We start from the raw sequence: 10,580 nt of genomic DNA, 5'->3' as shown, positions 1-10,580 counted from the left end.
ACATTCCATTCCACAGTAGCTCAGAGGTAGAGCAATCGGCTGTTAACCGATCGGTCGTAGGTTCGACTCCTACCTGTGGAGCCATGGAGAGCTGTCCGAGTGGCCGAAGGAGCACGATTGGAAATCGTGTAGACCGCTAACGTGGTCTCGAGGGTTCGAATCCCTCGCTCTCCGCCACTATAATATTTTGGCCCGTTGGTCAAGTGGTTAAGACACCGCCCTTTCACGGCGGTATCACGGGTTCGAATCCCGTACGGGTCACCACTTACTTGGAGGATTAGCTCAGCTGGGAGAGCACCTGCCTTACAAGCAGGGGGTCGCAGGTTCGAGCCCTGCATCCTCCACCATTTTTAATACTATTTTCATATCGCGGGGTGGAGCAGTCCGGTAGCTCGTTGGGCTCATAACCCAAAGGTCGCAGGTTCGAATCCTGCCCCCGCAACCAATTTATTTTCAATGTAACTTACATAGTGGTCCGGTAGTTCAGTTGGTTAGAATGCCTGCCTGTCACGCAGGAGGTCGCGGGTTCGAGTCCCGTCCGGACCGCCACTTTTGTAATCTAAATACATAGCGGCTCAGTAGCTCAGTCGGTAGAGCAAAGGACTGAAAATCCTTGTGTCGGCGGTTCGATTCCGTCCTGAGCCACCATTTTTGCATTTAAAGATTTATTTAATGTGGAGGGGTAGCGAAGTGGCTAAACGCGGCGGACTGTAAATCCGCTCCCTCAGGGTTCGGCAGTTCGAATCTGCCCCCCTCCACCATTTTAATTTAATACCTTGTAGGGGTATAGTTCAACGGTAGAACTACGGTCTCCAAAACCGTCAATGTGGGTTCGAGTCCTGCTACCCCTGCCATTATAATTATGGCGATCGTGGCGAAGTGGTTAACGCACCGGATTGTGGTTCCGGCATGCGTGGGTTCAATCCCCACCGGTCGCCCTTTTTAATATAAAGACATTAATATTGGGCTATAGCCAAGCGGTAAGGCAGCAGGTTTTGATCCTGTCATCCCCAGGTTCGAATCCTGGTAGCCCAGCCATTTGCGGAAGTAGTTCAGTGGTAGAACATCACCTTGCCAAGGTGGGGGTCGCGGGTTCGAATCCCGTCTTCCGCTCCAAGACTTCTTATACGGCGGCATAGCCAAGTGGTAAGGCACAGGTCTGCAACACCTTTATCACCGGTTCAAATCCGGTTGCCGCCTCCAAAATATAATGCCAGTGTGGCGGAATTGGCAGACGCGCATGACTCAAAATCATGTATCCTCTGGATGTGCCGGTTCGAACCCGGCCACTGGTATCCTGAAAATTATAGTAACAGTTATAAAGTCAATGCTTTTGAGATAATCAGGCATTGTCTTTTTTTATGTCCAGATAAGAATTACTCGGGGTTGAATCTTTCACCAAGATACAGCACTATAAATATATTGTTACGCGAGAGTAGGTTGCATATGTCTTACAGTATTAGATGGTTATTTTTTTTCATCGGTTTAATGTTTTTCAGCTTAGGAATTTCTATTACGATTAATGTTCAGTATTTGGGTATCCACCCTTGGGATGTACTTAGTGTTGGTTTGTTTGAGAAGTACGGATTTACGATTGGAACCTGGAATATTATATGCGGTATTTTGCTTGTCTTCATTTCCTTTATCCTGGATAAAAGCTATATTAAGCTTGGTACATTTTTAAATGCATTCCTTGTTGGAATTTTTGTTGATCTGTTCCTTTGGTTCGATTTTTTACCACATGCATCATTAACGTGGTGGGTCGACATTGTTATACTGTTAACTGGAATAGTGTTTATGGGATTTGGCGGTGGAATGTATAATGCAGCTGGTGTAGGTTCCGGTCCGAGAGATGGTTTCATGCTTTCCATCTCAGATAAGACTGGTGCACCAATAAGACGGGTCCGTATTATTACAGAAACTAGTGTGTTAATTATAGGCTGGTTATTAGGTGGTCCAGTGTTTATTTTCACATTTTTATTTACGTTTATCCAAAGTCCGCTCTTTCAATTCTTTTATTTGAAATTTAAGATGTTTATTGATCGAACAGAGAAAGCAACAGTAAAAAAACAAGATGAATCTGCATAATCCGACATTGTTTTGGCAGATTTTTTAATGCAGCAATATCAACGCTAATTGACGTATAGTGCCAAATCTCATTGATTGTAAAACTTCTATACCTTTTTGTATTATTCCTATATGTGGTATAATAAATAGGTTATTTACGGATAAGGCTTTGTAGAAAGCTTTAATAAATTAATAGAAAGAGGTATAGATTTGAATATTGAACGATTAAAAACTGAATGGTTTGGAAACATCAGAGGAGATGTGCTATCTGGATTAGTTGTAGCCATGGCCCTAATTCCTGAGGCAATTGCATTCTCCATTATCGCAGGTGTTGATCCAATGATTGGGTTGTATGCATCTTTTTGTATAGCAATCGTAATTTCCATAGTTGGCGGACGGCCAGGAATGATTTCTGCTGCTACTGGAGCAATGGCGTTATTAATGGTAACACTTATAGCGGAACACGGTTTACAATATTTACTGGCAGCTACCATATTAACTGGTGTCATTCAAATTTTGTTCGGTGTGTTTAAGCTTGCACGTGTTATGAAATTCGTACCACGTTCGGTAATGGTCGGGTTCGTAAATGCATTAGCAATTTTAATTTTCACGGCACAGCTACAACATTTTGTAGGAGAAACATGGGTGATGTATTCATTAGTTGCGCTTACTCTAGTAATTATTTATGTGTTTCCTAGAATTACAAAAGCTGTACCGTCTACACTTGTCGCAATCATTGTAGTAACTTTCATTACGGTTGTTGGTGGGTTAAGCATAAAAACAGTTGGTGACTTAGGTAATTTATCTTCACAGTTACCAGTATTTCTAATTCCATCAATACCGTTAACACTTGAAACGCTAATGATCATATTCCCATATTCACTAGCGCTCGCAATTGTTGGTTTGCTGGAAACACTATTAACCTCAAGTATTGTCGATGACATGACAGATACTGAGGGGGATAAGAACAGAGAAAGTCGTGGTCAGGGAATCGCAAACGTTGTTGCTGGTTTCTTCGGCGGGATGGCGGGTTGTGCAATGATTGGACAATCCGTAATAAATGTAAAATCGGGTGGGCGTGGTCGATTGTCAACGTTCATCGCTGGAGCGTTTCTTATGTTCTTAATTATTGTACTAGGAAATGTTGTCGTTCAAATTCCAATGGCGGCTTTAGTAGGTGTTATGTTCATGGTTTCTATCAGTACCTTTGATTGGTCTTCACTACGTAACTTGCATAAACTGCCCAAAACAGATGCAGTTGTAATGGTAAGTACAGTGGTAATCGTACTGCTTACACATGACTTATCTAAAGGAGTATTGGCTGGAGTTCTGTTAAGTGCCATTTTCTTTGCAGCAAAAATTTCAAAGGTTAACGTTACCAGTGATTTAGTTCCTGATGAACAAAAACGTATATACTATGTGAATGGACAGTTATTTTTTGCGTCAGTCAGCGATTTTCCTAAGAAATTTAATTACCAGGATACAATCAGTGATGTGGAGATTAATTTAACTCATGCTCATTTATGGGACGACTCCGCTATTGGTGCACTGGATAAAATTGAAACGAAATTTGATCAGCAGAAAATTAATGTAAGTTATACTGGTTTAAACGAAGATAGTCAGCATCTGAAAAATAAAATTGGTGGTTTATCAAAAGCTTCCGGTCATTAGAAATAGTTGAAATGAGGTGCAGTATTTTTGTTTAAAAATATCTTGTTAGCGACAGATGGATCCAAACATTCCATACGTTCGACTGAGCACGCAATTGAACTTGCAAGAAAATTTGAAGGGACAATTCAGGTAATCTATGTTGTAGATGGATCTAAGTCGAAGTCTGATGTGCTCCACCATGCAGATAAATTTTCAGTTGAGCAGAGTCGCAGAGAAAAAATTCATCCAGTTGAAGATGTGCTTCATCGTGCAGGCGTTTCATATAGTGTTGAAATTCTTCACGGGGATGCTGGCCCCACTATAGTCAGGTATGCAAACAATGGTGAGTTTGACTGCGTTGTGATCGCAAGTAGGGGCTTAAACAATCTGCAGACATTCATCTTAGGCAGTGTAAGTCATAAAGTCGCAAAACGAGTAAACTGCCCAGTGTTGATTATAAAGTAAACAAAAAAACCGACTTGGCTTTACGGATGCCAATCGGTTTTTTTGTGCGCAGTTAAAGGAAGTATATATTTTTACTTACTACATAAGTGTAACTAAGGCTTGTCGATTAGCCTAGTTTTCTAATTTATTGCTTGAGATACAGAATAGTTTTCCAAATCGACATCAGTTTGCTGATTAAGTGCTAGTTTAGCAAGCTGTTCACCGATAAACGGTCCCATAGTTAGCCCTGAAGCCCCTAGTCCATTTCCAATCAGGAGACCTTCATAACGCTCGACAGGACCAAAGACAGGTAAGAAACCTGGTGTATATGGTCTGAACCCTACACGAGTCTCTAAGACTGTACTATCAGCCAATCCTGGTGCGATGGATAAAGCTTTGGATAGTATTTCGAGTATTCCACCAGCAGTCACGCGATTATCGAGATCTGCTTCATTCTCATGAGTCGCTCCAAGTACAATTCTACTATCTGCTAACGATAAAATATATTGATCATTAGGAGGCATAATTACTGGCCATTTGGAAGAATCTAATCTTGGAACGAGTACGTGCATTAATTGTGCTTTTTGACTTGTGACATCGAAGTCAATTCCTAACGACTGCAAGAGCTGATTCATCCATACACCATTGGTTGCGATGACTGAATCAGCATATATTTTTTCTTTGTTAACCTGCACACCTGTTATCTTTTTCTCTTCGTGAAGAATTGCTGCATGGCCGGATATTAACTTTGCACCATGCTTTTGAGCACCATTTATTAATGATTTACAAAGCTTTCGACCATCTACTCGTGCCGCACCACTGACATGTACAGCTTGAAAATCCGCTTCCAGAAGTGGAAACAGTTCTTTTGCCTGGTCATGGTTAAGCAACGTAACATCACCAATTTCCGGTGCATCAACACGTCGCTTCAATGCACGTTTTTTCATAGCTTCCAGTTTTTCAATAGAAGTATGGATGCTTAATGCGCCTACACGATCATAACCAGTATCTGTTTCGCCGTCAGTTGCCAGTGAGTCGATTATACTCTGATATATTTTTGCGCCACCTTTAGCAAGCTGATACCACTTTTGATTACGTCGCTGAGAAAGCCATGGACATATAATTCCAGCTGCGGCATCTGTAGCTTTACCAGCATCTTGCCGATCGATAATAACTACGTCTGCACCACTTCTTGCCAGCTTGTATGCTGTTGAAGCACCAAGGATACCTGCGCCAATTACAATAATTTTTTTCATGCTAAAATCCCATTTCTATATAATTTCTTATTTTTACTATAACGTTTTTTGCATTCTGTGTCATACTATTAACGAAGGAGGCAACGTCGAATGTATGAGAATATAGTGGCAAAAATTCTTTTTATTGTTGGTGTAGTCCAGATTACTATCGGTTTGCTTGGCGGAGTCATTTTTGGTGCCGCAGGAATGGACTATGGGAATACTTTTAACTGGGGTTTGTTTTGCTTATGGTTTATTGGCGGATTTACTTTAGGAATGCTGTGTATTGGGTTTGCTGAGAATATTCAACTTCTGCACCGCATCTATTTAAGAATGAATAATGACGAAATCGTAAACAGAAACGAGATAGTTTACGAAGAAGAAATAGAACAGGAAAACGAAACGAATGAATGGTACTTACCGTATGAGGACCGCGAAAAAATTGAGCACTATTATAAAAATGAATCAATACTTGATATAGTGCCTTCTATGGTTGAAGGATACTGCATTGTAAAGTTGATGCATGGATCCACTGAATATGTACGTGTGGTGGACGTGCACGGGTTTGGATTGCGCGAGGTCGATGACGAAGAAACCAAAAGTGCTATCATCGCCTGGTATAACAAACAAAACAGCTCTGATTCTCAATGAGGATGCACAGAGCTGTTTTGTTTGGAATTAGAAATTATTTTCTTTTGCAATTGTAACTTAAAATTGATATAAATAGGAAGTACATTATTATTTCATAGAATGGTAGAGGAGAGTTTAAATGGCTAAAACATTCATTTTTGGACATAAAAATCCAGATACAGATACGATTACGGCAGCCCTGGCTGCATCAAATTTAAAAAATAAACTTGGGTATGACACAGAGGCAGTGCGATTAGGTGAAGTAAACAAAGAAACGCAATATGCCTTAGACTATTTTAACGTGGAAAAGCCACAATTAATTGAAAAGGTTCCTTCAGATGTAGAGAATGTAATTCTGGTCGATCATAATGAGTTCCAGCAAAGTGTCGATAATATTAAAGATGTAAAGATCGTGGAAGTAATCGATCATCATCGAATTGCTAACTTTGAAACCAGGGAGCCACTATATTTCCGCGTTGAGCCTGTCGGTTGTACTGCAACAATTCTAAAGAAAATGTATGAGGAAAATAACGTAGAAATTACGAGAGATATTGCGGGATTATTGGTGTCAGCAATTATTTCAGACTCTTTATTGTTAAAATCACCTACATGTACGCAGGAAGATGCAGATGCTGCCCATGAACTGGCAGAAGTTGCTGGAATTAACCTGGAAGAGTATGGATTGGCAATGCTTCAGGCTGGAGCTGACCTAAGTGATAAATCAATTAAGGATTTAATCACAATGGATGCAAAGGAATTTGAAATGAATGAGGCAAAAGTGGAAATCGCACAAGTGAATGCAGTTGATATTAATAAGGTGCTGGAACTGCAGCCGGATCTTGAAAAAGAGATAAATGCTTTAATTGCAAACAAAAAATTGGATCTATTTTTGTTTGTAGTGACTGATATTCTTAACAACGATTCAGAAGTTATTGCACTCGGACAAGCTAAAGATAATGTGGAACAAGCCTTTAACGTGAAGCTGGAAAAGAATCGTGCATTATTAAAAGGTGTTGTATCACGAAAAAAACAGATCGTTACAAACTTAACGGATACGTTTAAATAATTTTTTTAAAAACCCCTACTCTTATGCTGAGAAGGGGTTTTTTAGCAACTAAGGATTTCACCATTAAGGCTTGGCGAGAAGCCAAGTTTTCTAATATGCAAAAAAAAAACACTTCTCACAGAATGAGAAGTGTTTTTGTGTAAATTTGGTTAAGTTACTTACGCTTTGTTAACGTTAGTAGCTTGTGGTCCGCGGTTTCCTTCTTCAACTTCGAAAGTTACTGCTTGGCCTTCTTCTAGAGTTTTGAACCCTTCGCCTTGAATAGCTGAGAAGTGTACGAATACGTCGTCTCCACCTTCAACCTCGATGAAACCGAAACCTTTGTCTGCGTTAAACCATTTTACTGTACCGTTATTCATTAAAAATTCCTCCATGTGCTTATAGCACGTTATTACTATTCTTGCTCTTCATCATAATTCAAGTTGAGAATCACTATAAAGTTGGTTCTGCAATCCTTAATTTACTACCGAACAACGAATAATTAACCTAAGTATAGCATGGAAATTTTAAAACATCAACTTTTTCCGGAAAATAATTAAAATAAATCATTGGCTGCTTGTTCAAATTAGCTCTAAAGACTGATATGATAGGGATTAATTATATTAAAAGAAAGCAGGGATTTTTTTGAGCAACAATCAAACATGCCCACTTTGTTCTCCTTTGCAGCAAAGTGATCAAAAAATAATTTTGGAAAATGACTCCTGTTACTACATTCAAAAAACAATCGAACAAGAGATATTGGAAGGAAGTGGATTAATTATACCTAAGAATCATGTGCAAACTGTGTTTGATTTATCTGAGAGCGAATGGAATGATACACGGGATTTGCTGCTTGAGGCGAAAAAAGTTCTGGATGTAACATATAAGCCAGACGGATACAGTGTTGGTTGGAATACTGGAAAGGTTGGGGGTCAATCCATACCTCATGCACATTTACATGTTATTCCAAGGTTTAAAGATGAACCGTATGCAGGCAAGGGTATTCGAAATTGGATTAAGCAGCCGGAGAATAAACGTCCTCAAAGCTAATAACTGCGTTAAATGATCTGACACCTGCTTAACTGAGAAATTAAAATTATGGTTCTTTTGTAAAATCTTTGACAAGATGCATCAATTAAGGTACTTTTCCTAATAGTGAACGCTTTATTAGGGAGTTGTATATAGTTGGAAAATATTTTAGTTGTTGTACTAGCTGTAGTTTTCTATCTTTTGTTAAAAAGTATGATGCCAGTAATCGGTGTAAAACATAAAACACCTGAAGAATTACGCGGTTGTTTAAATGACAGAGATAAACACTTTATCGATTTGCGAACTTCAGAAGCGTATAATCGTGAGCACATGCAAGGATTTGATAATATACCACTTAAAGAACTATCAGGTAATATTGATAAGCTTGAGCGGGGTAATGAAATTATTTTAATAAGTGATAACAAACGAGCAATGAAAAAAGCCAGTGCTAAACTAAAAAGAAGAGGATTCCGCTATGTTACAACAGTAAATGGTGGACTTCAAGCCTGGAATCAAGGAGGAAGCAGATAGTGACTGAATCACACGAAGCAATTGAATTGTACGAATTTTTAATTGAATCCTGGAATAATCGTAATGCAAAAGGAATGGCGGATTTATTCGCTGATGAAGGAGAAATGATCGGGTTTGACGGCAGTATAGCTTTTGGAAGTTCTGAAATTTTCTCTCATCTGGAACCTATTTTTGATCAGCATCCTACACCTCCATTTGTGCATAAAGTGAAGGGGTTGCGTAAGGTGAATGCAGATACAGTTATAGTGCGGGCTATTGCTGGAATGGTACCTCATGAAGAGGATGAACCAGATCCAAATCTGAATACACACCATACACTAGTAGCATCAAACAAAAATGGAAGCTGGTTTATAGAACTTTTCCAAAATACGCCTGCAAAATTTCATGGCCGTCCAGAAGAAGTAGCGAAAATGACGGATGAACTAAAAGAATTAGCAAAATAATTCAACTTTCTCAGATATTTTTGATGAATGCATAAACAAAATTAATTAGAGCAAGGACTTTTCTTTTAATAGAAAGTCCTTTTTTATACTATTTTTTAAATAAGCCTATATATATTAAATAGGGGTGATTTTGTGTGGAAAGAATTTAAAGCATTCGCGTTAAAAGGTAATGTACTTGATCTAGCAATAGCGGTAGTAATCGGGGCGGCATTTGGTAATATTGTATCTTCTCTGGTAGACAACATTATTACACCCTTGATTGGCATTTTGCTGGATGGAATTGATTTCACTAATTTGATGTATAAAATAGGTAAAGCTGAGGTTACATATGGTATTTTCATTCAATCAATTATTGATTTTATAATCATATCTTTTTCTGTTTTTCTCTCGGTTCGTTTTTTAATGAGCTTCCATCCTAAAGAAAAACCTGAGGAAAAACCAAAGACAAAACCAGATTCCAAAGAAGAGCTCCTAACTGAAATAAGGGATCTTTTGAAGAACAAGAAGAAATAGGATCGTCTCGGTACCAGGTACCACCCGGGATTTGTCAAATTATGTCGAATGAAAATGGTAGAAAGGTATTGCCTTTTTCTCTTCTACGATTTACACTATAAAACGTTGTAAATATTTGATGATAAAGGGGGACTTCAACATGAAGGGTAAAGGTAATGAGGTCGCTAGAAGAAAGTCCACAGAATTGGTATGGTATATACCCCTTATTGTTTTTGTAATTGGAATTTTTGTGATGAACTTTAATTAAGGTTTTGAAATATATGGTCAGCATCCTTTAAAGGATGTTGACCTGTTTTGTTTACGTATAAGTAAAGCATATAATTCAAGAGGGAATACCGAGAAGGAATACATACTGTATAAGTAGAAGTATACTATAATGGCGCACATGAAAATCAAAGGAGGTAATTCCTTGGATACATCGGACATATTAAAAATGAGAAAGAAGCAATTAATTTTTTTTAATATCGCTTTTCTTGCTTTAATGACAATTTTATTTTTCTTGTTAGATATTATAGAAATCTCAATCTATGATATCAATCTAATACTTGGAATTACCATGTTAACTTTTTCAATTACAAGACTTACAAAGAAGGATCATACAAAATCATGGTTCCCTATTTTGGAGAAGGTAGCAAAATACGAAAAAAAGAAAATGGGTAAGGAATGGGAAAAACAATATAAAACTGGTAATTATTCCAACCTGATAGTTGGTGGATTATTCGTACTGCAGGCGCTAACACTTCCAGATATCAAAGGTTCGCATCATATTGACTTTGCTGGATTTTGGGCGGTATTTGTCCTGCCAATTATATTACTTATTAACATTTTAATGTATTTTCACTTTAGAAAAATCGATCGTGCAAATACAGTTGAAGATTTTAAAGGGTTCACACTGAAATCTGTAATACTAGGACTTTTAGGGGGAATCATTCTTGTAGTTACCATGATTGTATTCATCCTATTTTACGTAATTAACAATTAATAGATTGGGGG

General features: G+C 38.4%; 12 protein-coding genes and 14 tRNA genes. 24 read left to right on the top strand and 2 right to left on the bottom strand.

Annotated features, from left to right (window positions below; genetic code table 11):
- Positions 1-9: 9 nt before the first annotated feature.
- The 17 genes from VBD025_RS18250 to VBD025_RS18170 all read left to right on the top strand — a co-directional run bounded on the left by VBD025_RS18250 (position 10) and on the right by VBD025_RS18170 (position 4,182).
- Positions 10-84: transfer RNA gene (locus VBD025_RS18250), tRNA-Asn, on the top strand.
- A 1-nt stretch (position 85) separates the two neighbouring features.
- Positions 86-177, top strand: a tRNA-Ser gene (locus VBD025_RS18245).
- A 12-nt stretch (positions 178-189) separates the two neighbouring features.
- Positions 190-264 (top strand) — tRNA-Glu (locus VBD025_RS18240).
- A gap of 7 nt (positions 265-271) precedes the next feature.
- A tRNA-Val gene (locus VBD025_RS18235) sits at positions 272-347 on the top strand.
- Positions 348-368: 21 nt separating this feature from the next.
- Positions 369-445: transfer RNA gene (locus tag VBD025_RS18230), tRNA-Met, on the top strand.
- A gap of 27 nt (positions 446-472) precedes the next feature.
- Positions 473-549 (top strand) — tRNA-Asp (locus tag VBD025_RS18225).
- Positions 550-572: 23 nt separating this feature from the next.
- Positions 573-648: transfer RNA gene (locus VBD025_RS18220), tRNA-Phe, on the top strand.
- 28 nt (positions 649-676) lie between these two features.
- Positions 677-761 (top strand) — tRNA-Tyr (locus VBD025_RS18215).
- A gap of 19 nt (positions 762-780) precedes the next feature.
- Positions 781-854 (top strand) — tRNA-Trp (locus VBD025_RS18210).
- A gap of 11 nt (positions 855-865) precedes the next feature.
- Positions 866-938: transfer RNA gene (locus VBD025_RS18205), tRNA-His, on the top strand.
- 25 nt (positions 939-963) lie between these two features.
- A tRNA-Gln gene (locus VBD025_RS18200) sits at positions 964-1,038 on the top strand.
- Between the two features lie 3 nt (positions 1,039-1,041).
- A tRNA-Gly gene (locus tag VBD025_RS18195) sits at positions 1,042-1,116 on the top strand.
- Between the two features lie 13 nt (positions 1,117-1,129).
- A tRNA-Cys gene (locus VBD025_RS18190) sits at positions 1,130-1,203 on the top strand.
- 9 nt (positions 1,204-1,212) lie between these two features.
- Positions 1,213-1,295, top strand: a tRNA-Leu gene (locus VBD025_RS18185).
- 151 nt (positions 1,296-1,446) lie between these two features.
- A complete protein-coding gene (locus VBD025_RS18180; RefSeq protein WP_430788091.1) occupies positions 1,447-2,088 on the top strand; it encodes a YczE/YyaS/YitT family protein in 642 nt (213 codons plus the stop codon).
- A gap of 189 nt (positions 2,089-2,277) precedes the next feature.
- Positions 2,278-3,738 carry a SulP family inorganic anion transporter gene (locus VBD025_RS18175; protein ID WP_430788089.1) on the top strand — a complete coding sequence of 487 codons (1,461 nt, stop codon included), beginning with the start codon at positions 2,278-2,280 and terminating at the stop codon, positions 3,736-3,738.
- A 27-nt stretch (positions 3,739-3,765) separates the two neighbouring features.
- On the top strand, positions 3,766-4,182 hold the full coding sequence (locus VBD025_RS18170) for a universal stress protein (RefSeq protein WP_430788087.1): 417 nt from the start codon (positions 3,766-3,768) through the stop codon (positions 4,180-4,182).
- A gap of 119 nt (positions 4,183-4,301) precedes the next feature.
- Here the strand turns inward: VBD025_RS18170 and VBD025_RS18165 are convergent, their stop codons facing one another.
- Positions 4,302-5,417, bottom strand: a complete 1,116-nt coding sequence (locus VBD025_RS18165) for an NAD(P)/FAD-dependent oxidoreductase (protein ID WP_430788085.1) — start codon at positions 5,415-5,417, stop codon at positions 4,302-4,304.
- A gap of 90 nt (positions 5,418-5,507) precedes the next feature.
- Between VBD025_RS18165 and VBD025_RS18160 the strand changes: the two genes are divergently transcribed.
- Together VBD025_RS18160 and VBD025_RS18155 are read left to right on the top strand one after the other, a co-directional pair.
- Positions 5,508-6,047, top strand: coding sequence for a hypothetical protein (locus tag VBD025_RS18160; RefSeq protein ID WP_430788083.1), 540 nt, complete (start codon positions 5,508-5,510; stop codon positions 6,045-6,047).
- Between the two features lie 118 nt (positions 6,048-6,165).
- Positions 6,166-7,092 (top strand): manganese-dependent inorganic pyrophosphatase, encoded by a 927-nt coding sequence (locus VBD025_RS18155; protein WP_430788081.1) that lies wholly within the window; start codon positions 6,166-6,168, stop codon positions 7,090-7,092.
- Between the two features lie 158 nt (positions 7,093-7,250).
- Here VBD025_RS18155 and VBD025_RS18150 read toward each other — a convergent pair whose 3' ends face one another.
- Positions 7,251-7,451: a cold-shock protein gene (locus tag VBD025_RS18150; RefSeq protein ID WP_089533783.1), complete on the bottom strand. Its 201-nt coding sequence runs from the start codon at positions 7,449-7,451 to the stop codon at positions 7,251-7,253.
- Positions 7,452-7,716: 265 nt separating this feature from the next.
- Here VBD025_RS18150 and VBD025_RS18145 point away from each other — a divergent pair, with 265 nt between their 5' ends.
- The 5 genes from VBD025_RS18145 (at position 7,717) to VBD025_RS18125 (ending at position 10,569) form a co-directional block, all read left to right on the top strand.
- The gene (locus tag VBD025_RS18145; RefSeq protein ID WP_430788078.1) at positions 7,717-8,121 is read left to right on the top strand and encodes an HIT family protein; all 405 of its coding nucleotides are present in this window, start codon (positions 7,717-7,719) and stop codon (positions 8,119-8,121) included.
- A gap of 135 nt (positions 8,122-8,256) precedes the next feature.
- Positions 8,257-8,631, top strand: a complete 375-nt coding sequence (locus VBD025_RS18140; RefSeq protein WP_430788076.1) for a rhodanese-like domain-containing protein — start codon at positions 8,257-8,259, stop codon at positions 8,629-8,631.
- Positions 8,631-9,074, top strand: a complete 444-nt coding sequence (locus VBD025_RS18135; RefSeq protein ID WP_430788074.1) for an SgcJ/EcaC family oxidoreductase — start codon at positions 8,631-8,633, stop codon at positions 9,072-9,074. The genes VBD025_RS18140 and VBD025_RS18135 overlap by 1 nt, the downstream gene beginning before the upstream one ends.
- Before the next feature lie 132 nt (positions 9,075-9,206).
- Positions 9,207-9,587: a large conductance mechanosensitive channel protein MscL gene (gene mscL, locus VBD025_RS18130; protein WP_430788072.1), complete on the top strand. Its 381-nt coding sequence runs from the start codon at positions 9,207-9,209 to the stop codon at positions 9,585-9,587.
- A gap of 409 nt (positions 9,588-9,996) precedes the next feature.
- Positions 9,997-10,569 carry a hypothetical protein gene (locus VBD025_RS18125; protein WP_430788070.1) on the top strand — a complete coding sequence of 191 codons (573 nt, stop codon included), beginning with the start codon at positions 9,997-9,999 and terminating at the stop codon, positions 10,567-10,569.
- The last annotated feature ends 11 nt before the right edge of the window (positions 10,570-10,580 follow it).

It is taken from the genome of Virgibacillus flavescens, assembly GCF_050574275.1.
GTDB lineage: Bacteria > Bacillota > Bacilli > Bacillales > Amphibacillaceae > Virgibacillus_F > Virgibacillus_F flavescens.
The sequence above is the reverse complement of the archived record's forward strand: the minus strand, read 5'-3'. Positions and strand labels throughout refer to the sequence as shown.